The following is a 22,551-nucleotide window of genomic DNA, read 5'->3' on the forward strand; positions in this document are numbered from 1 at the left end:
TAATGCAAGTGCTAATATAGCAAAGGTGCGTGAGTAGTTAAGTACCCCTGTGCTTTTGGAGGATATCAAAATGTCTAATGATAAAGGATTACAGGATGCTCATGTCAAGATCGGTGCCAAACAAACGATGAAACTCGTAGAATTGGGCCAAGCCGCCGAAGTGTTTGTGGCGGAAGATGCGGAACACCGGCTCGTTTCAAAGGTTGAAGCTCTTTGCACTAAGCATGGAGTGAAGATCACCTATGTGGATACTATGCATCAATTGGGTAAAGCATGTGGAATTGAAGTGGGCGCAGCGATGGCCGCTATCGTTAAATCATAGTTGTAAGGAACGTTTTTGTTGGGGAAATCAACAGAGTTCTTCCGGCAAAGACTTTTCATTTGTTCTTTTATGAACCGCCTGGGTCTGTGGACTTAAAAAGAGGTTTGTAATGAGGATAAGTATTATGGGAAGGGGGTGGCTAACATGCCAACAATTAACCAGCTAGTTCGCAAAGGACGTCAAGCTAAGATCTACAAGTCGAAGTCCCCTGCATTGCAGAAAGGATACAACGCTCTGAAGCGTGAAGAGACAGGACTTAGCGCTCCTCAAAAACGTGGTGTCTGCACCCGTGTAGGTACAATGACTCCGAAGAAACCGAACTCCGCGCTTCGTAAATATGCCCGTGTTCGCTTGACGAACCGCATCGAGGTGACTGCTTACATTCCGGGGATCGGACACAACCTGCAAGAGCACAGCGTGGTATTGGTTCGCGGTGGACGGGTAAAAGACCTTCCAGGTGTACGTTACCATATCGTTCGCGGTGCGCTTGATACTGCAGGTGTGAACAACCGGATGCAAGCTCGTTCCAAATACGGCGCGAAACGTCCGAAAGCTAAAAAATCGTAATTGATTTCTATAAGAATTCAAAGACTTGAGAAAGGGGGATATCCATGCCACGCAAAGGTCCAGTTAGTAAGAGAGACGTATTGCCGGATCCGGTGTACAACAGCAAACTGGTTACACGCCTTATCAACCGCATCATGCTGGATGGTAAAAGAGGTGTTGCCCAAAGCATCCTTTACAATTCGTTCAACCTGATTCAAGAACGTACAGGTAAAGATCCTATGGAAGTGTTTGAAGCAGCTATCAAAAATATCATGCCAGTACTGGAAGTTAAGGCTCGCCGTGTCGGCGGTGCCAACTACCAGGTGCCGATTGAAGTAAAACCTGAAAGACGTACGTCTTTGGGATTACGTTGGCTCGTGAACTACTCCCGCAACCGCGGTGAGAAGACAATGGAAGAGCGTTTGGCGGCTGAGATCATCGACGCTTCCAACAACACAGGCGCTTCCGTTAAGAAACGCGAGGACACTCACAAAATGGCTGAAGCGAACAAAGCGTTTGCTCACTACCGCTGGTAGGATTCGGCTCAACAAATTACACTTCAATTTTGAAGGGAGACTATTTTCATGGCAAGAGAGTTCTCCTTGAAAAATACACGCAACATCGGGATCATGGCGCATATTGACGCTGGTAAAACGACCACCACAGAGCGGATCTTGTTCTACACAGGCCGTACGCACAAAATCGGTGAAGTTCACGAGGGTGCGGCTACAATGGACTGGATGGAGCAGGAACAGGAGCGCGGGATCACGATTACTTCCGCTGCGACGACCGCTTCGTGGAAAGGTCACCGCGTTAATATCATTGACACCCCAGGGCACGTTGACTTCACGGTTGAAGTTGAACGTTCCCTTCGTGTATTGGATGGGGCAGTAGGTGTTTTCAGTGCGAAAGAGGGCGTTGAGCCTCAGTCTGAAACCGTATGGAGACAGGCTGACCGCTACGGCGTTCCGCGGATCGCATATGTAAACAAAATGGATATTATCGGTGCCGACTATCTGAACGTCGTTAACGACATGCGCGATCGTCTGCAAGCGAACGCAGTAGCGATTCAATTGCCGATCGGTGCAGAGAACGACTTCGTAGGCATCATCGACCTGGTTGAGCAAAAAGCTCACATGTACAAAGATGACCTGGGTCAAAACATTGAGGTGGTCGACATTCCGGCCGAGTTCCAAGACAAAGTCGAAGAACTTCGCGCTGAACTGATCGAAAAAGTCGCAGAACTCGACGAAGACCTGACAATGAAGTATCTGGAAGGTGAAGAAATCACAGTTCCGGAACTGAAAGCAGCCCTCCGTAAAGGGGTTTGCGAAGTTAAGATCTTCCCGGTTATCTGCGGTTCCTCGTACCGCAACAAAGGGGTTCAGCTGATGCTGGACGCTGTTATCGATTATCTGCCAGCTCCAGTTGACGTGCCGGCGATTCAAGGTCACCTTGAAGACGGTTCGGAAGTTGAGCGTCATTCTTCCGATGAAGAACCGTTCGCGGCTCTGGCATTCAAAATCATGACAGACCCTTATGTTGGTAAATTGACGTTCTTCCGCGTATACTCTGGTATCCTTCAATCCGGTTCTTACGTATTGAACGCTACCAAAGGCAAACGCGAACGTATCGGCCGTATCCTTCAGATGCACGCGAACAGCCGTCAAGAAATCAGCGAAGTTTACTCCGGTGACATCGCGGCTGCCGTAGGCTTGAAAGATACCGGTACGGGCGACACACTCTGCGACGAGAAAGCTCCGGTTATCCTGGAATCCATGAACTTCCCGGATCCGGTTATCGAAATCGCAGTTGAGCCTAAAACCAAAGCCGACCAAGATAAAATGGGCGTTGCTTTGGGCAAATTGACAGAAGAAGATCCTACGCTGCGTGCTCATACAGATGAAGAAACTGGCCAAACAATCTTGGCTGGTATGGGTGAGCTTCACCTCGACATCATCATTGACCGTATGCGTCGTGAATTCAAGGTAGAAACCAACGTGGGTAAACCACAGGTTGCATACCGTGAAACCTTCCGTCAAGCTGCACGCGTTGAGGGTAAATTCGTTCGTCAGTCCGGTGGTCGTGGTCAATACGGTCACGTCTGGGTTGAGTTCGAACCTCTCGAAGCAGGTACTGGCAGCCAGTTTGACAGCAAGATCGTCGGTGGCTCTGTACCAAGAGAATACATTCAGCCTGCACTGAATGGTATCGAAGAAGCCATGAAGAATGGTGTTCTTGCCGGCTTCCCGCTTGTAGACATCAAAGCTACAATCGTAGACGGTTCCTACCATGATGTCGACTCCAATGAGATGGCGTTTAAGATTGCCGGTTCCATGGCACTTAAAGCGGCTAAAGACAAGTGTAAACCTGTCCTGCTCGAGCCAATCATGAAAGTCGAAGTTACGGTGCCTGAAGAATACATGGGCGACGTAATGGGAATGCTGAACTCCCGCCGTGGACGTATCGAAGGTATGGATAACCGTTCCGGCGCTCAGATCATCCGTGCGAAAGTGCCTCTTTCCGAAATGTTCGGATACTCGACGACACTTCGTTCCGGTACCCAAGGGCGCGGCGTGTTCTCCATGGAACTCTCCCACTACGAAGAAGTTCCTAAGAACATTGCTGAAGAAATCGTTTCGAAGTCCAAAGGTTCTGACGAGTAATTTCTGCTTTTGAGTTTTAAACCCTGACCGGTACGATTACATCCAGAACTGCTTGCATAAACACCGGTCAGTTCAAACATAAAACCTATATTCAATCCATTTAAGGAGGAATTGTTCAAATGGCAAAGGCTAAGTTTGAACGTACTAAACCGCACGTTAACATCGGTACTATCGGTCACGTCGACCATGGTAAAACAACTCTGACTGCTGCTATCACGACTGTATTGTCCAAAACTTACGGTGGTGCTGCAGTAGCATTCGATCAAATCGACAAAGCTCCAGAAGAGCGCGAACGCGGTATCACAATCTCCACTGCACACGTGGAATACGAAACACCTAACCGTCACTATGCACACGTTGACTGCCCAGGTCACGCCGACTATGTTAAAAACATGATCACTGGTGCTGCTCAAATGGACGGAGCGATCCTGGTTGTATCCGCAGCTGACGGCCCAATGCCGCAAACTCGCGAACACATCCTGCTCTCCCGTCAGGTAGGCGTACCTTACATCGTCGTATTCCTGAACAAATGCGACATGGTTGAAGACGCTGAACTTCTTGAACTGGTTGAAATGGAAGTTCGTGACCTGCTGAACGAATATGAGTTCCCAGGCGACGACACTCCAATCATCCAAGGTTCTGCTCGTGAAGCTCTGCAAAACCCAGAAGGCGAGTGGGCACAAAAAATCATCGAAATGTTCAACATCATCGATGAGTACATCCCTCTTCCAGAGCGCGACACTGACAAACCTTTCCTTATGCCAGTCGAGGACGTATTCTCCATCACTGGTCGTGGTACGGTTGCTACAGGCCGTGTAGAACGCGGAACTGTTAAAGTGGGCGACGAAGTTGAAATCGTTGGTATCGCTGAAGAAACTAAGAAATCCGTCGTTACGGGCGTTGAAATGTTCCGTAAATTGCTGGATTCCGCTCAAGCTGGTGACAACATCGGTGCCCTGCTTCGCGGTGTAGACCGTAACCAAATCGAGCGCGGTCAAGTACTTTGCAAACCAGCTTCCGTTAAACCGCATACTGAGTTCACTGCTCAAGTATACGTTTTGACTAAAGAAGAAGGTGGCCGTCATAAGCCTTTCTTCACTGGATACCGTCCACAGTTCTACTTCCGTACAACGGACGTAACTGGTGTGGTTAACCTTCCAGAAGGAACTGAAATGGTTATGCCTGGCGACAACATCACTGTATCCGTTCAACTGATCGCTCCAATCGCGATTGAAGAAGGAACGAAGTTCACGATCCGTGAAGGTGGACGTACAGTAGCTGCTGGTGCCATCGCAACAATCAGCAAATAATTAAAAGGCAAATTGCCTTCTATATAGCAACGATGTGCTGGAACGAGTAACGCTGTGTTGTAAACGCAAGAGATACAGAGGAATCCTCTCCTGGCGGGAGGATTCCTTTCTTTATATATAGGAAGAAAAGAACAACAACGCCTTTTCATTAAAAGCTTGCATTATGCCCATTCTTTATATATAATAGTGAATGTTGTTCTGAGACGTTGCGATGATGTGAGAGGTTACTGACACACCCGGCCCCTTTGCCATGGAGCGGTGGGTTAGAAAATTTTCACGGAGTATGTCCGATACCAAATTGGGCGATAGAAGGAGGGACTAAAATGGCAAAGCAAAAAATTCGTATTCGTTTGAAAGCTTACGATCACAGAATTCTTGATCAATCCGCTGAGAAAATCGTTGAAACTGCAAAACGTTCGGGTGCTGGTGTATCTGGACCGATTCCGCTTCCAACAGAGAAACAAATCATTACTATTCTCCGTGCGGTACACAAGTATAAGGATTCTCGGGAGCAATTCGAAATGCGCACACACAAGCGTCTGATCGACATTGTTAACCCAACTCCACAAACTGTGGATGCTCTTATGCGCTTGGACCTGCCGTCCGGTGTAGATATCGAAATCAAATTGTAATTCGAAATGAATTAAGACGGGAAAAGAGGTGTCAACATGAAAGGTATCTTAGGAAAAAAACTCGGAATGACTCAAGTATTTACTCCAGAAGGTAATGTAATTCCTGTGACGGTTATCGAAGCAGGTCCTTGTGTTGTTCTGCAAAAGAAAGATCTTGAGAACGATGGCTACGAAGCTATTCAAATCGGTTTCGCCGATAAGAAGGAGAAGCGTGCAAACAAGCCCGAAGCAGGACATGCTAAAAAAGCTAACACTGCACCTAAGCGCTACGTTCGCGAAATTCGCGGTGTTGACCTCGGAGCATTCGAGGTTGGCCAAGAACTGAAGGCGGATGTCTTCGCAGAAGGCGAATTTGTTGACGTAACCGGTACTTCCAAAGGTAAAGGCTTCCAAGGCGTTATCAAACGTTGGGGACAAAGCCGCGGACCAATGGCTCACGGCTCGCGTTACCATCGCAGACCGGGTTCCATGGGCTCGATCCAGGCTAACCGTGTTCCTAAAGGAAAGCGTCTGCCAGGTCACATGGGTAATGCTACGGTAACTGTACAAAAACTTGAAGTTGTTAGAGTTGACGTTGAACGCAACGTATTGCTCGTTAAAGGTGCTATTCCTGGACCTAAAAACAGCTTCGTTAAAATTAACGAAACGGTGAAGAAATAATCACCTAAGGAAAGGAGGAACACATAATGCCAAAAGTAACCCTGTTTAATGTCAGCGGTAGCGAAGTAGGAGAATTGGAACTGAACGATGCGGTATTTGGCGTAGAGCCGAACGTACACGTGATGAACCAAGCGGTATTGCTGCAAAGAGCATCTTTGCGTCGTGGTACACACAAAGTGAAGGGCCGTTCTGAAGTACGCGGCGGCGGACGTAAGCCTTGGAAACAAAAAGGAACCGGCCGTGCTCGTCAAGGTTCGATCCGTTCACCACAATGGAAGGGCGGCGGTACTGTATTCGGTCCAACACCACGCAGCTACTCGTTCAAGCTTCCTAAGAAAGTTCGTCGACTGGCTATTAAATCTGCATTGTCTTCCAAAGTGATCGCTAACAATCTGATCGTTCTGGACCAACTCGCTCTGAATACGCCTAAAACAAAGGAATTTGCAGCGATCCTGAACAATCTGAAAGTAGAACGTAAGGCTCTGATCGTAGCTCCTGGCTATGATGATAATGTGGCTCTTTCCGCACGGAATATTCCTGGCGTGAAATTTGTTGCAGCAGACGGCATTAATGTTCTTGACGTACTTCTGTACGACAAACTGATCATTACGAAAGAAGCAGTTCAGAAGGTAGAGGAGGTGCTCGCGTAATGAAAGATCCTCGTGATATTATCAAACGTCCGGTGATCACTGAACGTACGGCTGAATACATGGGCGACTTGAAGTATGCCTTTGAAGTGGATATCCGTGCGAACAAGACCGAGATCAAACAAGCTGTTGAATCGATCTTTAAAGTGAAAGTAACGAATGTAAATACAATGCGCGTCCCTGCTAAGCCGAAACGCTATGGCCGCTACAACGGTTATACAACCGAGTGGAAAAAAGCCATCGTAACGCTGAGCAAAGACAGCAAAGCGCTCGAGTTTTTTGAATCTGTAGAGTAAGGAGGAAATCACGTGCCTATTAAAAAGTATAAGCCGACATCCCCGGCTAGACGTAACATGTCCGTGTCTACTTTTGAAGAGATCACGACAAATCAGCCGGAGAAATCGTTGCTTGCACCGCTCAGCAAAACAGCTGGCCGCAACAACCAAGGTAAAATTACGGTTCGTCACCACGGCGGCGGACACAAACGTAAATACCGTATCATCGACTTCAAACGTACGAAAGACGGCATACCAGGTACCGTTGCTACGATCGAGTATGACCCGAACCGTACTTCCAATATTGCTCTGATCCACTATGCAGACGGAGAGAAGCGTTACATCATCGCTCCTAAAGGTCTGAAAGTGGGAGACAAAATTGAATCTGGTCCAAACGCCGACATCAAAATCGGTAACGCACTTCCAATGGAGAACATTCCGGTAGGTACTGTTATCCACAACATCGAACTGCAGCCTGGCAAAGGCGGACAATTGGTTCGCGCTGCCGGTACCGAAGCTCAGCTTCTTGGTAAAGAAGATAAATACGTATCCGTACGTTTGTCTTCGGGCGAAGTTCGCAGACTGCTTAAAGTTTGCCGTGCTACAATCGGTTCCGTTGGTAACGAAGACCACGAGCTGATTAAAATCGGTAAAGCTGGCCGCAGCCGCTGGCTCGGACAACGTCCTGAAGTTCGCGGGGTAGTTATGAACCCTAACGATCACCCTCACGGTGGTGGTGAAGGCCGCGCTCCAATCGGACGTAAATCGCCAATGTCTCCATGGGGCAAACCAACCCTTGGTTACAAAACGCGTAAAAAAGGCAAAGCTTCTGACAAATATATCGTTCGCCGCCGCACAAAATAATGCACGCTGTGCATGACTTTGTGAAGTGCCGAAAGTAACGAGAAGATTGGATGAAGGGAGGATTTTATAGATGAGTCGCAGTTTGAAAAAAGGGCCTTTCATTGACGGGTACCTGCTGAAAAAAGTAGAAGTGATGAACGAATCGAACAAGAAGGCGGTTATCAAAACTTGGTCCCGTCGCTCTACGATTTTCCCACAATTTATCGGTCACACGTTCGGTGTATACGACGGACGCAAGCACGTTCCGGTATACGTAACGGAAGACATGGTAGGACACAAGTTGGGTGAATTCGCTCCAACACGTACCTACAAGGGTCATACGGACGATGACAAGAAAACAAGAAGATAATTTCGAAGCTCTTTGTTTGAGAGGAGGTAAAACAAATGGAAGCAAAAGCACATGCCAGATCTATTCGGATTGCTCCTCGTAAAGTCAAGCTCGTTGTTGACTTGATCCGCGGTAAGCAAGTTGGTGAGGCCATCGCCATTCTCCGCCACACTCCGAAATCGGCTTCCCTGGTTGTGGAGAAGCTGCTGAACTCAGCGATCGCCAATGCTGAGCATAACTACTCGATGGATATTAACAATTTGGTTGTGAGCCAGGTTTTCGTTAACCAAGGCCCAACAATGAAGAGATTCCGTCCACGCGCCATGGGTCGTGCGAGCCGGATCAATAAACGCACCAGCCACATTACTTTGGTGGTATCTGAAAAATAAGGAGGGATAACGTGTGGGCCAAAAGGTAAATCCAGTCGGACTCCGTATCGGGATCATCCGTGATTGGGAATCGAAATGGTATGCTGGCAAAGATTTCGGTAATCTTTTGCTGGAAGATGTCAAAATCCGTGAATACCTGAAAAATAAATTGAAGGATTCTGCTGTTTCTCGCATCGAGATCGAGAGAGCGGCAAATCGTGTGAACGTCACTATCCACACTGCGAAACCAGGCATGGTTATCGGTAAAGGTGGTTCCGAAGTTGAAGTACTTCGCAGCCAAGTTACGAAAATTGCAGGCGGTAAAAAAGTTCACATCAACATCTCTGAAATTAAGCAAGCTGACCTGGACGCAGTCCTGGTTGCAGAAAGCATTGCTCAGCAATTGGAACGCCGCGTTTCTTTCCGTCGTGCATTGAAACAAGCGATCCAAAGAACGATGCGTGCTGGCGCTAAAGGAATCAAAACTCAAGTGGGCGGACGTCTTGGCGGCGCCGAGATCGCTCGTTCGGAAGGCTACAGTGAAGGAACTGTTCCACTTCATACGCTTCGTGCTGACATCGACTACGGTACGGCTGAGGCACATACAACTTATGGCCGTCTCGGCGTAAAAGTATGGATCTATCGTGGAGAGGTTCTTCCTACGGCTAAGAAACAAGCTGCTCAGGAAGGAGGCAACTAATCATGTTGGTACCAAAACGTGTAAAACACCGCAAGCAACAACGCGGTCACATGAAGGGTATGGCAAAAGGCGGAACTGAACTGAACTTCGGTGAATTCGGTTTGCAAGCTCTGGAGCCGACTTGGATCACGAACCGTCAGATCGAAGCAGCGCGTATTGCGATGACTCGTTACATCAAGCGTGGCGGTAAAGTATGGATTAAGATTTTCCCTGACAAGCCGATCACTCAAAAACCTCTTGAGGTTCGTATGGGTAGCGGTAAAGGTAACGTTGAGAAATGGGTCGCAGTTGTCAAACCAGGCAAGATTATGTTTGAACTTGGAGGCGTGTCTGAGGAAATCGCTCGCGAAGCGATGCGTCTCGCCGCTCACAAGCTGCCGATCAAAACGAAGTTTGTGAAACGTGAAGAATTGGGTGGTGAAGCAAATGAAAGCTAATGATCTGCGTAACTTGACCACTGCAGAAATCGAGCAAAAGATTGCGGGCTTTAAAGAGGAACTCTTTAACCTCCGTTTTCAATTGGCTACCGGACAGCTTGATAACCCAACTCGGATCCGTGATGTACGCAAGGAAATAGCTCGTGCTAAAACCGTCATCCGTGAAAGAGAACTTGGGATTAGTTAATAGATCACAGCCGTGCTCGTCTGTAATCAGGAAGGAGGCTAACTATGAGCGAAGAACGCAATGCTCGTAAAGTGCAAATCGGTAAAGTTGTCAGTGACAAAATGGATAAAACCATTGTTGTAGCCGTTGAAACTTACAAAAAGCATGATCTCTACCACAAGCGCATTAAATACACGAAGAAATTTAAAGCGCATGATGAGAACAACACAGCACAAATCGGAGATACCGTTAAAATCATGGAAACTCGTCCACTCTCTAAAGACAAACGTTGGAGACTGGTAGAAGTCGTTGAAAAAGCGGTTATCATCTAAAGATAGAGTTAGTTTTTCCGAAAGGAGGAAATTTCAATGATTCAACCATTTACACGTCTTCAAGTAGCTGACAACTCTGGTGCGAAGGAACTGATGTGTATCCGCGTGCTGGGTGGTACGGGACGTCGTACAGCAGCCATCGGTGATTTGATCGTTTGCTCCGTCAAACAAGCAACACCAGGCGGCGTTGTCAAAAAAGGTGATGTTGTTAAAGCTGTTGTGGTTCGTACGAAACGTTCTGTACGCCGCAAAGACGGATCTTACATCTCTTTTGACGAAAACGCAGCGGTTGTTGTTAAAGAAGACAAAAGCCCGCGCGGAACTCGTATTTTCGGACCAGTGGCTCGCGAACTTCGCGACAAAGATTTCATGAAAATCGTTTCCTTGGCACCGGAAGTAATCTAATAGCTGATTCCCGGACAGTGAGCTGTTACGGGATCCCGATAAATCGCTGACATGCAGTCATAGGAGGTGTAACAAAATGCCGAAAGTGAAAAAGGTTCTGGAATCGCACAGCAACAAACTGCACGTGAAGAAAGAAGATACGGTTATGGTCATCAGCGGTAAAGACAAAGGCAAAAAAGGCCGTGTCATCGCAGCGTATCCTCGTGAAAACCGTGTGCTTGTCGAAGGCGTGAACATGGTGAAGAAACACCAAAAGCCGAACCAATCCAACCCTCAAGGCGGAATCATCGAGCAGGAAGCACCGATCCATGTATCCAACGTGATGCATATCGATCCGAAGAGCGGCAAAGTAACCCGTATCGGTTACAAAACGCTGGATAACGGTAAAAAGGTCCGTGTTGCGAAGAAGTCCGGAGAGGTTATCGACTAATCGAATCGTTAAGAAAGGAGGTTCATAATTCATGGCAGCAAGAATGAAAGAACGTTTTTTGAATGAAGTTACTCCTGCTTTGATGCAGAAGTTCAGTTATTCTACGGTAATGCAGGTACCTAAAATCGAGAAGGTTGTCATCAACATGGGTGTGGGTGATGCCGTATCCAACTCGAAAGTACTGGATGCCGCAGTTAATGATATGCAGCTGATTGCTGGTCAAAAGCCGGTAATTACTCGTGCTAAAAAATCCATCGCCGGATTCAAACTGCGTGAGAATATGCCGATCGGTGTGAAGGTAACACTGCGCGGAGAGCGTATGTACTACTTCCTGGACAAATTGTTCAACGTTACTCTTCCACGTGTCCGTGACTTCCACGGCGTGTCTACCAAAGCATTTGATGGACGCGGCAACTACACGCTTGGCCTCAAGGAACAGCTGATCTTCCCTGAGATCGAGTATGATAAAGTTGATAAAGTCCGTGGTATGGATATCGTTATCGTAACGACGGCTAAAACTGACGAAGAGTCCCGCGAGCTGCTCGCTCAATTGGGAATGCCTTTTGCGAAGTAATTCGCAAATCCATTTCTCCGAAAATTTTTAGGAGGTGTCAGGCTAAGTGGCAAAAACTTCGATGAAAGTAAAACAACAACGTACGCCTAAGTATAAAGTGCGTGCTTATACACGCTGCGAACGTTGCGGTCGTCCACATTCGGTACTGCAAAAGTTCAAAATTTGCAGAATTTGTTTCCGTGAATTAGCTTATAAAGGCCAGATCCCTGGCGTGAAAAAAGCAAGCTGGTAAGAAGTTTACAATCGGGAAGGAGGTTCACACAAAATGACTATGTCTGATCCAATTGCAGATATGCTGACTCGTATTCGTAACGCCAACACTGTGCGTCACGAAACGGTTGAAATGCCTGCTTCGACGATGAAAAAACAAATCGCTGACATTTTGAAGCGTGAAGGTTTCATCCGTGATGCAGAATATATCGATGACAACAAACAAGGGATTATCCGTGTTTTCCTGAAATACGGTGCCAACAATGAACGCGTCATCTCCGGTTTGAAGAGAATCAGTAAACCAGGTCTGCGCGTGTACACGAAGAGCAACGAAATTCCTCGTGTCCTCGGCGGTTTGGGTATTGCGATTATCTCCACATCCAAGGGAGTTATGACCGACAAAGAAGCTCGTCAATCCAAAGCTGGCGGAGAAGTTGTCTGCTACGTTTGGTAATACACGTCACAGAACAAGGAGGTGCAACACATGTCCCGTATTGGTCGCAAACCAATCGCAGTACCAAGCGGTGTGGATATCACACTGAACAATTCCGTTATTACGGTTAAAGGACCGAAAGGATCTTTGACTCGTGAACTTCATAAAGACATGAAGGTAACGGTAGAAAACAACGAAATCGTCGTTGAGCGCCCATCCGACAACAAAGCGCATCGTTCGCTTCACGGCACGACCCGCAGCGTTGTCAACAACATGGTGAGCGGAGTAACTGAAGGCTTTTCGAAATCTCTGGAGTTGGTTGGGGTCGGATATCGTGCAAGCAAGTCTGGAGATAAGATCGTCCTGAACGTTGGTTACTCTCATCCGGTTGAAATCACTCCAGAACCAGGTATCGAGTTCGAAGTGCCTGCAAATACGAAAATCATCGTTCGCGGTATCGATAAAGAGCGCGTAGGTGCATACGCCGCTAAAATCCGTTCCGTTCGCGAGCCTGAGCCTTACAAAGGTAAAGGGATTAAGTATGAAGGTGAGCGCATTATCCGTAAGGAAGGTAAAGCAGGTAAGAAGAAATAAGCAGTTATTTCTTAAGCCTTCTTTACCCCGTGCGTCTTAAAGTGAAGCTGTCATGGCAAAACTGAAAGGAGTGAAAGGGAAGACATGATTACAAAAGAGGATAAGAACAAAGCTCGTCTCAAACGTCATCTGCGTGTACGCAAGAAGATCCAAGGTACTGCTGAACGCCCACGTTTGAACGTATTCCGTTCTTCTAAACATATCTACGCTCAACTGATCGACGACGTAGCTGGCGTAACCATCGTTTCTGCGTCTACAGTTGATAAAGAGCTTAGCGGTTCCGTGAAAAACGGCGGCAGCGTTGAGGCTGCTCGTCAAGTCGGCGAACTCGTTGCTAAGCGTGCAAAAGAAAAAGGTCATACTTCGATCGTATTCGACCGCGGAGGATACCTGTACCATGGACGGATTCAAGCTCTGGCTGACGCAGCTCGCGAAGCAGGCTTGGAATTCTAAGAATTTCTAAAAAGGAGGTAAACGACTTGCGTGTAGATCCTAACACTTTGGAACTGACTGAAAGAGTGGTTAATATTAACCGCGTTGCTAAAGTAGTAAAAGGCGGACGCCGTTTCAGCTTCAGCGCGCTGGTAGTTGTCGGTGACGGCAAAGGCTGGGTTGGTGCTGGTATCGGTAAAGCAGGCGAAGTTCCTGACGCCATCCGCAAAGGCATCGAAGATGCTAAGAAAAATCTGATTCACGTTCCTCTCGTTGGAACAACAATTCCTCACCTGGTCACTGGCCACTTTGGTGCTGGACGCGTTCTTTTGAAACCAGCGTCTGAAGGTACTGGAGTTATCGCTGGCGGTCCTGTACGTGCTGTACTGGAGCTGGCAGGTGTAGGTGACATCTTGACAAAATCTTTGGGTTCTTCGAACTCCATGAACATGGTCAACGCGACTTTGGAAGGCTTGTCCCGTCTGAAGCGTGCTGAAGATGTAGCCAAATTGCGTGGCAAATCTGTCGAAGAGCTGCTCGGTTAAGGAGGGAATGTCATGGCTAAACTTCAAATTACCCTCGTCCGCAGTTTGATCGGCCGTCCTGAAACTCAGCGTACGACTGTAAAAACTCTCGGCTTGCGTAAATTAAATTCGACGGTGGTTCATAACGACAATCCTGCAATTCGCGGAATGATCAACAAAGTGAGCCACTTGGTATCTGTTACTGAAATTGAAGGTTAATCTTGCAACAAGATTAACCTAGAAATATTAAGGAGGTGCAACGAACGATGAAGTTACACGAACTTTCCTCAGCTGCTGGATCCCGCAAAGAACGCAAACGTGTTGGCCGTGGTACAAGTAGCGGTACTGGTAAAACATCTGGCCGTGGTCACAAAGGTCAAAACGCTCGTTCCGGCGGCGGTGTGCGTCCTGGCTTCGAAGGTGGGCAAAACCCATTGTATCGTCGTCTGCCGAAACGTGGATTTGTAAATCCTACGCGGAAAGAGTATGCGATCGTGAACATCGAGGAACTGAACAGCTTTGCAGAGGGTACTGAAGTAACTCCTGAGTTTTTGGTGGAAAGCGGCGTCGTGAAAAACACGAAGAGCGGCATCAAAATTCTTGGTAATGGCGAAGTAACCGTAAAATTGACTGTAAAAGCAAACAAGTTCTCTCAATCTGCGGTAGAGAAAATCGAGGCTGCCGGCGGTAAAACCGAGGTGATCTAATGTTTAAGACCCTGAAGAATATATGGCGGGTTGAGGACCTACGCAAGAGAATCTTGTTCACCTTGTTTATACTGATCATTTACCGTATCGGTTCATTCGTTCCTGTTCCAGGCGTTGATAAAACGGTCCTGGAGCAAACGAATCAGCAAGGTAGCGAGTTGTTTGGTCTCTTAAACACGTTCTCGGGAGGAGCGCTTCATCAGTTCTCCATCTTTGCCCTCGGGATCGTGCCGTATATTACCTCGTCCATCATCGTGCAGTTGTTGTCGATGGATGTCGTCCCGAAACTTGCCGAATGGGCTAAACAAGGCGAGCACGGGAAGAAGAAATCGGCGCAATTGACACGCTATGGTACGATAGTATTGGGCCTGATTCAGTCGTTTGCGATGGCCATCGGTTTTAACCGGTTGTACGGTACGCAAATGATTCCTAACGCCACCTTCGTGGATTACCTGCTCATTGCGATCGTATTGACTGCAGGTACAGCTTTCCTGATGTGGCTTGGTGAACAAATTACTGAAAAAGGAATCGGTAATGGTATTTCCATTCTGATTTTTGCAGGGATTGTCGCTAACATCCCGATGTATATCCGTTCAACAGCGAGTTCCAACTTTATTCAAGATGGTCAGGTATTTATGAATACACTCAAGACGATCATCATACTTATTGTGATCGTGGCGATTATTGCGGGTGTCATTTACATCCAGCAAGCGATTCGTAAAATTCCTGTGCAGTACGCAAAACGTGTGGTAGGCAACAAAATGTACGGTGGACAGAATACGCATATTCCGCTCAAGATCAATGCTGCGGGCGTTATTCCAGTCATCTTCGCCGTATCCCTGCTGCAGTTCCCTACCATTATCGCAGGATTCTTTAACACCTATGCTTGGGCCCAATGGATCCAAACAAACCTGCGATATGATTACCCTCTTGGTATGGTGCTGTATGTTCTGATGATCATTGGTTTCACTTTCTTCTACACATTCGTGCAGATGAATCCAAACCAAATGGCTGATAACATGAAGAAAAACGGTGGCTACATTCCTGGCATTCGTCCTGGTAAAGCGACTGAGAAGTACCTGACCCGCGTAATGTCCCGGTTAACGATGACCGGCGCCATCTTCCTGGCCGTTATTTCTCTGCTTCCGATTGGTTTCGGTACGCTTGCCGGTCTGCCGAACTCGGTGAAAATCGGGGGGACTTCACTGCTCATCGTCATCGGTGTGGCATTGGATACAATGAAGACCATCGAAAGTCAATTGATTAAGCGCCATTACAAAGGCTTTATCAATAAATAGTAATAGGTCCCGGTGAAGTCCATTGAACTTCCCGGTGCTTATTGCGTTGTTTCTTGTAACGGTAGTGTTTGGAGGGAGAGAGAAACGTGAACATACTATTCATGGGCCCTCCTGGGGCAGGTAAGGGAACACAGGCGGAAGTCATTGTCAATGAATTCGGCATTCCCCATATTTCGACAGGCGATGCATTTCGTTTGGCGATTAAACAGGGAACTCCCATCGGGAAGAAAGCCAAAGAATACATGGACCAAGGACTCCTGGTACCGGATGATGTAACGATCGGCATTGTTGAAGAACGTCTGCAGCAGTCCGATTGCGAAAAAGGTTTTTTATTGGACGGCTTTCCAAGAACCCTTTCGCAAGCGGAAGCGCTGGATGAAATTCTTAGCAGACTGAACACGAAGCTTGATCATGTCATCAACCTGAAAGTGGACCGCGGCAAGCTGATGGCGCGCCTTACGGGACGCCGGATCTGCAAGAACTGCGGTGCAACTTATCATGTGATTTTCAACCCGCCAAAACAGGAAGGTGTATGTGATAAATGCGGAGGCGAACTGTATCAGCGCTCGGATGATAACGAAGAGAGCGTAGGTACCCGCCTGGACGAATATATCAACAAAACAGCACCGCTCCTTACGTTTTATGAGAACAAAGGTCTTTTGCGTCAGATCGATGGGGATCAGGAAATCGGTACGGTATCCGATGAAATCGTATCGGTACTGCGAGGTTAATTGTAATGATCATTTGTAAGTCCGAAACGGAACTTGGCTTTATGAGGGAGGCCGGACGGATCGTTGCGGAAACGCATCGCCTTATGGCCAAACACATCGAGCCGGGGATCACTACCGGAGAACTTGATCGGATTGCAGACCACTATATTCGCAGTCAACATGCGCTGCCGTCTTTTAAAGGCTACAATGGTTTTCCTGCCAGCATTTGCGCTTCAGTCAATGATCAATTGGTGCACGGATTTCCCGGCAAACGCAAATTAAACGAAGGCGACATTATTACGCTAGACATCGGTGCGCAGTACCGTGGTTACCATGGAGACTCCGCTTGGACCTATCCTGTAGGGAGCATTTCGGAGGAAGCCCAGCGTCTGCTGGACGTCACCGAAAGGTCTTTATATGCAGGCTTAGAGCTTGTCAAACCTGATGTGCGCCTGTTTACGATCTCGCATGCCATTCAACGCGTGATTGAAGATGCCGGCTTCTCGGTTGTCCGGGAGTATGTCGGGCACGGTGTTGGGGCAGAACTGCATGAAGAACCACAAATTCCGAACTTTGGCACGCCGGACCGAGGGCCTCGGCTTAAACCCGGCATGGTGTTGGCGATCGAACCGATGGTCAATGCCGGATCAAGGTATGTTAAGACGCTGGAAGACAACTGGACGGTCGTTACGGTTGACGGCTCCCTGTGTGCCCATTTCGAGCATACGGTGGCTGTGACGCCGGACGGCATGGAGATTTTCACAAAACTGGATGTGTAGGTGATCGTTCTTGAGCAATCAAAGCAGCCCGCAAATCGGTCAAATTGTGAAGATCCTGAAAGGCAAGGATGCCGGACAGCTCGCCGTGGTCGTATCCATAGCTGACAGCAGATTTGTGTATATAGCTGACGGGGACAAACGAAAGTTTGACCAGTGCAAGAAGAAGAATCTATTGCATCTGGAACCCCAAAAGTTTATCAGCAGTGAGGTTGTTAACAGTTTAAAAGAAAGCGGTCGGGTCACAAACGGAAAGCTGCGTTATGCAGTGATGAAGTTTATGAAGTCCACCGAATCCCAAGCTGAAGAGAAAGGAGACTGACTGTGGCCAAAGAAGATGTTATTGAAGTGGAAGGCACGGTTCTTGAACCATTGCCGAATGCAACGTTCAAGGTCGAACTGGAGAACGGTCATCAGATTCTTGCCCATGTTTCCGGTAAGCTGCGGATGCACTTTATCCGTATTCTGACAGGCGACAAAGTGGTCGTTCAGTTATCGCCTTATGATCTAACCAAAGGTCGTATAACTTATCGTAAATAGCAATTCCGTTTCCTTTAGGGGAAACGTTCAGGATGTTAAACATCCCGTTTGCAGCAATTAACGTAGTGAACATTTTATCCGGACCTGGTCCGGTTGACTCCGAGTCATCCTACGAAGAGAGTTTTGCTTGGCAAAACTTTAGGGAGGTAATGAACATGAAGGTAAGACCTTCTGTAAAGCCTATGTGCGAAAAATGCAAAGTCATTCGTCGCAAAGGTACTGTAATGGTTATCTGTGAAAATCCGAAGCACAAACAAAAACAAGGTTAAGAGAAGGGGGTGTAGCGTAAAATGGCTCGTATAGCTGGTGTGGATTTGCCACGTGACAAACGCGTTGAGATCGCCTTGACTTATATTTTCGGAATCGGTAAAACGACTTCCCAGAAAATTCTGAGCGAAACAGGCATCAATCCGGACACTCGTGTTCGTGATTTGACGGAAGATGAAGTCAGCAAATTGCGTGAAACGATCGACAAAGGGGTTAAGGTTGAAGGTGACCTGCGTCGTGAAATTTCCTTAAATATTAAGCGTCTCGTTGAAATCGGATGCTATCGTGGTGTGCGTCATCGCCGCGGTCTGCCGGTTCGTGGACAACGTACTAAAACCAATGCTCGTACACGGAAAGGCCCTCGTCGTACTGTAGCGAACAAGAAGAAATAATAAGGGGGGATAAAAGACAATGGCTAAACCGAAAAAAGTCGTACGTACTAAACGTCGTGACCGTAAAAATATTGAATCTGGCGTGGCTCATATCCGTTCCACGTTCAACAATACGATCGTAACGATCACGGATCCTCACGGTAACGCAATTTCTTGGGCAAGCTCCGGCGGCCTCGGATTCAAAGGTTCCCGTAAATCCACTCCGTTTGCTGCGCAAATGGCTGCTGAAACAGCTGCCAAAGCTGCAATGGAACATGGTATGAAGGCAGTTGAGGTTATGGTTAAAGGTCCAGGTGCAGGCCGTGAAGCAGCGATTCGTTCTTTGCAAGCTGCTGGTCTGGAAGTCAACCTGATCAAAGACGTAACTCCAATTCCTCACAACGGTTGCCGCCCGCCAAAACGTCGTCGTGTCTAATTGATAGTCAACCTGGGAATGTGGTATAAAACCGGCACAATCTGCTAATAATGGTTGTTTAGGCATACTACATGGATACACTTGAACAAGGTGACAGTTTCATATAGGAGCGACGTTTGAAGGAGGGGTACTTGCGTGATTGAAATCGAAAAGCCGAAAATTGAGACCGTAGACGTCAGTGAAGACGGAGCCTATGGAAAATTTGTGGTAGAGCCGCTGGAACGAGGATATGGAACGACTCTGGGGAATTCACTTCGCCGGATTCTGCTCTCCTCGCTGCCTGGCGCGGCCGTTACATCTGTTCAGATTGACGGTGTGCTTCATGAATTCTCAACGGTTCCGGGCGTCATGGAAGACGTAACGGAAATTATTCTGAACCTGAAGGCTCTTTCCCTGAAAATTCATTCGGACGAAGAGAAAGTGTTCGAAATCGATGCTGAGGGCGAAGGGGTCGTGACGGCAGGAGACATCCGGGCGGACAGCGATGTGGAAATTCTTAATCCGGACCTGCATATTGCCACACTGGGTCCTGGATCGAGACTCCATATGCGTATTTTTGCTAACCGCGGTCGTGGCTATGTCCAAGCAGATAAGAATAAACGTGATGATCAACCCATTGGCGTCATCCCGGTCGATTCTATCTATACCCCGATTAGCCGCGTGAATTACGGCGTGGAGAATACGCGGGTTGGTCAAGTGACCAACTACGACAAATTGACGCTTGAAGTATGGACTGATGGCAGCATCAGACCAGAAGAGGCGGTTAGCCTCGGCGCCAAAATTTTGACCGAGCATTTGATGCTGTTCGTGGGTCTCACGGACGAAGCGAAAGATGCGGAAATCATGGTCGAAAAAGAAGAAGACAAAAAAGAAAAAGTGCTTGAGATGACAATCGAAGAGCTGGATCTCTCCGTACGTTCTTACAACTGTCTCAAACGTGCCGGTATCAATACGGTGCAAGAGCTGACCACGAAAACCGAAGAAGATATGATGAAAGTCCGCAACCTGGGCCGCAAATCTTTGGAGGAAGTTCAAGAGAAGCTCGAAGAGCTCGGTTTGGGACTCCGTACAGAAGAATAGCATCTTAGGATTGTTAGCGAAGGAGGGGAAAACATGGCATACCAAAAGTTGGGCCGCGATTCCAGCGCACGTAAAGCTTTGTTCCGTGACCTGGTAACCGACCTGTTCTTATACGAGCGTATCCAAACGACAGAAGCGAAAGCGAAAGAAGTTCGCACGATCGCTGAAAAGCTGATCACGAAAGCAAAGAAGGGTGACCTTCATGCCCGTCGCCAAGTGGCAGCATTCGTTCGTCGTGAAACGGTAGATGGGGAGCAAGATGCAATCCAAAAACTGTTCAGCGAGCTGGCTACACGTTACGCTGAGCGTCCAGGCGGATACACACGTATCCTGAAGCTCGGACCTCGTCGCGGTGATTCCGCGCCTATGGTTTATTTGGAACTGGTTGACCGCGCGTAAACTGATGAGGATGAGGAAAGGGTGGAAGGAATCCATGATTCTGATCAAACCCTTTTTTTCACTTCTAGGGACGTGTCTAAGGAGCTCCTGAAGGGAGCTTCTTTTTCTGAAAAGAAGCAGCCGGTTCATCCGAGCCAGAATACAGGAACGGCTCCGCCGTGATATCGCGGTGGGGCCGTTTTTGTGTAAAAACGTACGAGTGGATAGGATTCCCCGTTCATCGGGAAACCATGCGGTATCGGATTCAGGAGGTTTAAGAAATGCGCAACCTATGCATGAAGGTCAGTTATGACGGTACAGATTACTGCGGATTCCAGACCCAGCCGGACGGCAGCACGGTCCAGGATGCCCTGGAGAAGGCGATCAAGCTGCTGACAGGGGAAGAGGTCAAGATCCATGCTTCCGGGCGAACAGACGCCGGTGTGCATGCTCGCGGCCAGGTGTTTAACTTCATCACTTCTTCCGAGATTCCCGTCGAGCGCTGGTGCATCGCCCTCAACTCAAGGCTGCCCCAAGACATTATCGTCTGGGAGGCGGCGGAAGTTCCGCTGGAGTTCCACTCCAGAAGGTCGGCCAAACGGAAGACGTACCGGTATACCATCAATGCCAACCAGTTTCCGGATCTGTTCCAGAGACGAACCCAATTCCATCATCCCGTCAAGCTGGACATTGCGGCAATGGCGGAAGGATTGAAGCATCTGATCGGGACTCATGACTTTACTTCCTTTGCTTCGCGCCATTCTACGAAGCCTTCCCATATCCGGACACTGTATGAGGCCGAGCTCGTGGTAGATGATTCCATGTGCCGTCCAGGGACTCGGGATCAGGGGCTAATCCATATCTACGTCACAGGGAGCGGCTTTCTTCAGCATATGGTCCGCATTATCGTGGGGACGCTGCTGGAGATCGGGAAAGGCCGCAAGAAGCCCGGAGATATGCCGGCGATCCTGGAAGCCAAAGACCGGTCCAAAGCGGGGCCTACAGCCGTCGCCAAGGGACTGATTTTATGGAACGTCGAGTATGAAGCGGCTGATGAAAATAATTTAAAATCAGCTTGCGATTTGCCTGGGTTTACTGTAGAATAAAAGTTGTGTTTTCTTAATGGCTTTCCCACAGCCCCAGTTAAGAGATTCACATTCCTAACATGAAAATTAACTTTTTAACAATGACAATTGAACGAAGATAAATGATTTTCGGACGAAACCAAGGAGGAACTATTCATGCGTACGACCTATATGGCCAAGCCAAATGAAGTAGAGCGCAAATGGCACATCATTGATGCCGAAGGCAAAACGCTCGGACGTCTGGCGAGCGAAGCTGCGGCCCTGATCCGCGGTAAACATAAGCCTCAATTCACCACTCATGTTGACACAGGTGACTTCGTTGTCATCATCAACGCTGAGAAGGTTCACCTGACAGGCAAGAAGCTTCAGAACAAGAAATACTACCGTCACTCCCTGCATCCAGGTGGTTTGAAAGTGACAAACGCTCAGGATCTGCTGAACAGTAAGCCAGAACGTGTATTGGAATCCGCTGTTCACGGTATGCTTCCTAAAACTCGCATGGGCGAGAAAATGAAGCTGAGACTGAAAGTATACGCAGGTACTGAACATCCGCATGCAGCACAAAACCCAGAAGTTTACGAACTTCGCGGCTAATTAAAAGGAGGACAGTTTCATGGCACAAGTACAATACTATGGGACAGGTCGTCGTAAACATTCGGTAGCTCGTGTTCGCCTTGTACCGGGTGAAGGACGCATTGTCATCAATAAACGTGATATCAACGAATACTTCGGTTTGGAAACCCTCAAACTGATCGTAAAACAACCACTGACTTTGACTGAAACGCTGGGACAATACGACGTGCTCGTTATTGCCAACGGCGGCGGCATTTCCGGCCAAGCCGGAGCCATTCGCCACGGGATCTCCCGCGCTCTGCTGAAAGCAGATCCGGAATACCGTCCAGCTCTGAAAAAAGCAGGCTTCCTGACTCGTGACCCACGGATGAAAGAACGTAAAAAATACGGTCTCAAAGCCGCTCGTCGCGCGCCACAGTTCTCGAAACGTTAATATTTACTTTTATGTACAAATCGCCCTGGCCATTACTGGTCT

Annotated in this window: 39 protein-coding genes; all 39 read left to right on the top strand. The window is 48.0% G+C overall.

The genetic code is table 11. The features are described 5' to 3' along the window. Positions 1 to 70 precede the first annotated feature (70 nt). The 39 genes from ABID47_RS33045 to rpsI all read left to right on the top strand — a co-directional run bounded on the left by ABID47_RS33045 (position 71) and on the right by rpsI (position 22,509). A complete protein-coding gene (locus ABID47_RS33045; RefSeq protein WP_105441902.1) occupies positions 71 to 322 on the top strand; it encodes a ribosomal L7Ae/L30e/S12e/Gadd45 family protein in 252 nt (83 codons plus the stop codon). Between the two features lie 144 nt (positions 323 to 466). Then, positions 467 to 889, top strand: a complete 423-nt coding sequence (rpsL, locus tag ABID47_RS33050; protein WP_076176731.1) for a 30S ribosomal protein S12 — start codon at positions 467 to 469, stop codon at positions 887 to 889. A gap of 44 nt (positions 890 to 933) precedes the next feature. Next, positions 934 to 1,404 carry a 30S ribosomal protein S7 gene (rpsG, locus tag ABID47_RS33055; protein WP_076176732.1) on the top strand — a complete coding sequence of 157 codons (471 nt, stop codon included), beginning with the start codon at positions 934 to 936 and terminating at the stop codon, positions 1,402 to 1,404. Positions 1,405 to 1,452: 48 nt separating this feature from the next. Further along, a complete protein-coding gene (gene fusA, locus ABID47_RS33060; protein WP_354503375.1) occupies positions 1,453 to 3,534 on the top strand; it encodes an elongation factor G in 2,082 nt (693 codons plus the stop codon). Between the two features lie 119 nt (positions 3,535 to 3,653). Next, on the top strand, positions 3,654 to 4,844 hold the full coding sequence (gene tuf, locus ABID47_RS33065; protein ID WP_116234493.1) for an elongation factor Tu: 1,191 nt from the start codon (positions 3,654 to 3,656) through the stop codon (positions 4,842 to 4,844). Between the two features lie 323 nt (positions 4,845 to 5,167). Next, positions 5,168 to 5,476, top strand: a complete 309-nt coding sequence (rpsJ, locus tag ABID47_RS33070) for a 30S ribosomal protein S10 (RefSeq protein WP_005544556.1) — start codon at positions 5,168 to 5,170, stop codon at positions 5,474 to 5,476. A 36-nt stretch (positions 5,477 to 5,512) separates the two neighbouring features. Further along, complete coding sequence (gene rplC, locus ABID47_RS33075) at positions 5,513 to 6,136, top strand: 50S ribosomal protein L3 (protein WP_076176735.1); 624 nt, start codon at positions 5,513 to 5,515, stop codon at positions 6,134 to 6,136. Between the two features lie 26 nt (positions 6,137 to 6,162). Further along, positions 6,163 to 6,786 carry a 50S ribosomal protein L4 gene (gene rplD / locus ABID47_RS33080; RefSeq protein ID WP_076176736.1) on the top strand — a complete coding sequence of 208 codons (624 nt, stop codon included), beginning with the start codon at positions 6,163 to 6,165 and terminating at the stop codon, positions 6,784 to 6,786. After that, positions 6,786 to 7,079, top strand: coding sequence for a 50S ribosomal protein L23 (gene rplW, locus ABID47_RS33085; protein ID WP_076176737.1), 294 nt, complete (start codon positions 6,786 to 6,788; stop codon positions 7,077 to 7,079). The genes rplD and rplW overlap by 1 nt, the downstream gene beginning before the upstream one ends. Before the next feature lie 12 nt (positions 7,080 to 7,091). Continuing rightward, the gene (rplB, locus tag ABID47_RS33090; protein WP_076176738.1) at positions 7,092 to 7,922 is read left to right on the top strand and encodes a 50S ribosomal protein L2; all 831 of its coding nucleotides are present in this window, start codon (positions 7,092 to 7,094) and stop codon (positions 7,920 to 7,922) included. Between the two features lie 70 nt (positions 7,923 to 7,992). Beyond that, a complete protein-coding gene (gene rpsS, locus ABID47_RS33095) occupies positions 7,993 to 8,271 on the top strand; it encodes a 30S ribosomal protein S19 (protein WP_076176739.1) in 279 nt (92 codons plus the stop codon). A 35-nt stretch (positions 8,272 to 8,306) separates the two neighbouring features. Then, positions 8,307 to 8,639, top strand: coding sequence for a 50S ribosomal protein L22 (rplV, locus tag ABID47_RS33100; protein WP_076176740.1), 333 nt, complete (start codon positions 8,307 to 8,309; stop codon positions 8,637 to 8,639). A 13-nt stretch (positions 8,640 to 8,652) separates the two neighbouring features. Further along, a complete protein-coding gene (gene rpsC / locus ABID47_RS33105) occupies positions 8,653 to 9,318 on the top strand; it encodes a 30S ribosomal protein S3 (RefSeq protein WP_076176741.1) in 666 nt (221 codons plus the stop codon). Between the two features lie 2 nt (positions 9,319 to 9,320). Next, complete coding sequence (rplP, locus tag ABID47_RS33110; RefSeq protein WP_076176742.1) at positions 9,321 to 9,755, top strand: 50S ribosomal protein L16; 435 nt, start codon at positions 9,321 to 9,323, stop codon at positions 9,753 to 9,755. Beyond that, complete coding sequence (rpmC, locus tag ABID47_RS33115; RefSeq protein ID WP_076176743.1) at positions 9,745 to 9,942, top strand: 50S ribosomal protein L29; 198 nt, start codon at positions 9,745 to 9,747, stop codon at positions 9,940 to 9,942. Before rplP ends, rpmC begins: the two co-directional genes overlap by 11 nt. A 44-nt stretch (positions 9,943 to 9,986) precedes the next feature. Beyond that, on the top strand, positions 9,987 to 10,253 hold the full coding sequence (rpsQ, locus tag ABID47_RS33120; RefSeq protein ID WP_025336666.1) for a 30S ribosomal protein S17: 267 nt from the start codon (positions 9,987 to 9,989) through the stop codon (positions 10,251 to 10,253). A gap of 36 nt (positions 10,254 to 10,289) precedes the next feature. Further along, complete coding sequence (gene rplN, locus ABID47_RS33125; protein WP_076176744.1) at positions 10,290 to 10,658, top strand: 50S ribosomal protein L14; 369 nt, start codon at positions 10,290 to 10,292, stop codon at positions 10,656 to 10,658. Positions 10,659 to 10,734: 76 nt separating this feature from the next. Then, positions 10,735 to 11,088 (top strand): 50S ribosomal protein L24, encoded by a 354-nt coding sequence (gene rplX / locus ABID47_RS33130; RefSeq protein ID WP_076176745.1) that lies wholly within the window; start codon positions 10,735 to 10,737, stop codon positions 11,086 to 11,088. Between the two features lie 31 nt (positions 11,089 to 11,119). Beyond that, positions 11,120 to 11,662 (top strand): 50S ribosomal protein L5, encoded by a 543-nt coding sequence (rplE, locus tag ABID47_RS33135; protein WP_076176746.1) that lies wholly within the window; start codon positions 11,120 to 11,122, stop codon positions 11,660 to 11,662. Between the two features lie 46 nt (positions 11,663 to 11,708). Then, entirely contained in the window at positions 11,709 to 11,894 is a 186-nt protein-coding gene (locus ABID47_RS33140; protein WP_074961883.1) for a type Z 30S ribosomal protein S14, read from the top strand. Positions 11,895 to 11,927: 33 nt separating this feature from the next. Further along, positions 11,928 to 12,326: a 30S ribosomal protein S8 gene (gene rpsH / locus ABID47_RS33145; RefSeq protein WP_076176747.1), complete on the top strand. Its 399-nt coding sequence runs from the start codon at positions 11,928 to 11,930 to the stop codon at positions 12,324 to 12,326. Positions 12,327 to 12,356: 30 nt separating this feature from the next. Continuing rightward, the gene (gene rplF, locus ABID47_RS33150; protein WP_076176748.1) at positions 12,357 to 12,899 is read left to right on the top strand and encodes a 50S ribosomal protein L6; all 543 of its coding nucleotides are present in this window, start codon (positions 12,357 to 12,359) and stop codon (positions 12,897 to 12,899) included. Between the two features lie 84 nt (positions 12,900 to 12,983). Next, positions 12,984 to 13,352 carry a 50S ribosomal protein L18 gene (gene rplR, locus ABID47_RS33155; protein WP_076176749.1) on the top strand — a complete coding sequence of 123 codons (369 nt, stop codon included), beginning with the start codon at positions 12,984 to 12,986 and terminating at the stop codon, positions 13,350 to 13,352. A gap of 26 nt (positions 13,353 to 13,378) precedes the next feature. Next, positions 13,379 to 13,876, top strand: coding sequence for a 30S ribosomal protein S5 (rpsE, locus tag ABID47_RS33160; protein ID WP_094600165.1), 498 nt, complete (start codon positions 13,379 to 13,381; stop codon positions 13,874 to 13,876). Between the two features lie 12 nt (positions 13,877 to 13,888). Beyond that, on the top strand, positions 13,889 to 14,074 hold the full coding sequence (rpmD, locus tag ABID47_RS33165; RefSeq protein ID WP_076176751.1) for a 50S ribosomal protein L30: 186 nt from the start codon (positions 13,889 to 13,891) through the stop codon (positions 14,072 to 14,074). A gap of 47 nt (positions 14,075 to 14,121) precedes the next feature. After that, positions 14,122 to 14,562, top strand: coding sequence for a 50S ribosomal protein L15 (rplO, locus tag ABID47_RS33170; protein WP_076176752.1), 441 nt, complete (start codon positions 14,122 to 14,124; stop codon positions 14,560 to 14,562). Next, positions 14,562 to 15,860 carry a preprotein translocase subunit SecY gene (gene secY, locus ABID47_RS33175; RefSeq protein ID WP_354503386.1) on the top strand — a complete coding sequence of 433 codons (1,299 nt, stop codon included), beginning with the start codon at positions 14,562 to 14,564 and terminating at the stop codon, positions 15,858 to 15,860. The genes rplO and secY overlap by 1 nt, the downstream gene beginning before the upstream one ends. Positions 15,861 to 15,946: 86 nt before the next feature. After that, complete coding sequence (locus ABID47_RS33180; protein ID WP_354503387.1) at positions 15,947 to 16,591, top strand: adenylate kinase; 645 nt, start codon at positions 15,947 to 15,949, stop codon at positions 16,589 to 16,591. 5 nt (positions 16,592 to 16,596) lie between these two features. Further along, the gene (gene map / locus ABID47_RS33185; protein WP_094600163.1) at positions 16,597 to 17,349 is read left to right on the top strand and encodes a type I methionyl aminopeptidase; all 753 of its coding nucleotides are present in this window, start codon (positions 16,597 to 16,599) and stop codon (positions 17,347 to 17,349) included. A gap of 10 nt (positions 17,350 to 17,359) precedes the next feature. After that, a complete protein-coding gene (locus tag ABID47_RS33190; RefSeq protein ID WP_116234496.1) occupies positions 17,360 to 17,668 on the top strand; it encodes a KOW domain-containing RNA-binding protein in 309 nt (102 codons plus the stop codon). 2 nt (positions 17,669 to 17,670) lie between these two features. Continuing rightward, complete coding sequence (gene infA / locus ABID47_RS33195; protein WP_017692098.1) at positions 17,671 to 17,886, top strand: translation initiation factor IF-1; 216 nt, start codon at positions 17,671 to 17,673, stop codon at positions 17,884 to 17,886. Positions 17,887 to 18,041: 155 nt separating this feature from the next. Continuing rightward, positions 18,042 to 18,155 carry a 50S ribosomal protein L36 gene (gene rpmJ / locus ABID47_RS33200; RefSeq protein ID WP_026688601.1) on the top strand — a complete coding sequence of 38 codons (114 nt, stop codon included), beginning with the start codon at positions 18,042 to 18,044 and terminating at the stop codon, positions 18,153 to 18,155. Positions 18,156 to 18,176: 21 nt separating this feature from the next. Then, positions 18,177 to 18,545, top strand: a complete 369-nt coding sequence (rpsM, locus tag ABID47_RS33205; RefSeq protein ID WP_076176757.1) for a 30S ribosomal protein S13 — start codon at positions 18,177 to 18,179, stop codon at positions 18,543 to 18,545. A gap of 19 nt (positions 18,546 to 18,564) precedes the next feature. Beyond that, entirely contained in the window at positions 18,565 to 18,960 is a 396-nt protein-coding gene (gene rpsK / locus ABID47_RS33210; protein ID WP_009589209.1) for a 30S ribosomal protein S11, read from the top strand. 135 nt (positions 18,961 to 19,095) lie between these two features. After that, positions 19,096 to 20,040: a DNA-directed RNA polymerase subunit alpha gene (locus ABID47_RS33215; RefSeq protein ID WP_076176758.1), complete on the top strand. Its 945-nt coding sequence runs from the start codon at positions 19,096 to 19,098 to the stop codon at positions 20,038 to 20,040. Positions 20,041 to 20,073: 33 nt separating this feature from the next. Then, positions 20,074 to 20,439, top strand: a complete 366-nt coding sequence (gene rplQ / locus ABID47_RS33220) for a 50S ribosomal protein L17 (protein WP_076176759.1) — start codon at positions 20,074 to 20,076, stop codon at positions 20,437 to 20,439. Between the two features lie 260 nt (positions 20,440 to 20,699). Further along, positions 20,700 to 21,524, top strand: a complete 825-nt coding sequence (truA, locus tag ABID47_RS33225) for a tRNA pseudouridine(38-40) synthase TruA (protein WP_354503393.1) — start codon at positions 20,700 to 20,702, stop codon at positions 21,522 to 21,524. Between the two features lie 135 nt (positions 21,525 to 21,659). Then, on the top strand, positions 21,660 to 22,097 hold the full coding sequence (gene rplM, locus ABID47_RS33230) for a 50S ribosomal protein L13 (RefSeq protein WP_076176761.1): 438 nt from the start codon (positions 21,660 to 21,662) through the stop codon (positions 22,095 to 22,097). Between the two features lie 19 nt (positions 22,098 to 22,116). Beyond that, on the top strand, positions 22,117 to 22,509 hold the full coding sequence (gene rpsI / locus ABID47_RS33235) for a 30S ribosomal protein S9 (RefSeq protein WP_076176762.1): 393 nt from the start codon (positions 22,117 to 22,119) through the stop codon (positions 22,507 to 22,509). The last annotated feature ends 42 nt before the right edge of the window (positions 22,510 to 22,551 follow it).

It is taken from the genome of Paenibacillus favisporus (genome assembly GCF_040545415.1).
Classification (GTDB): domain Bacteria; phylum Bacillota; class Bacilli; order Paenibacillales; family Paenibacillaceae; genus Paenibacillus_AQ; species Paenibacillus_AQ favisporus.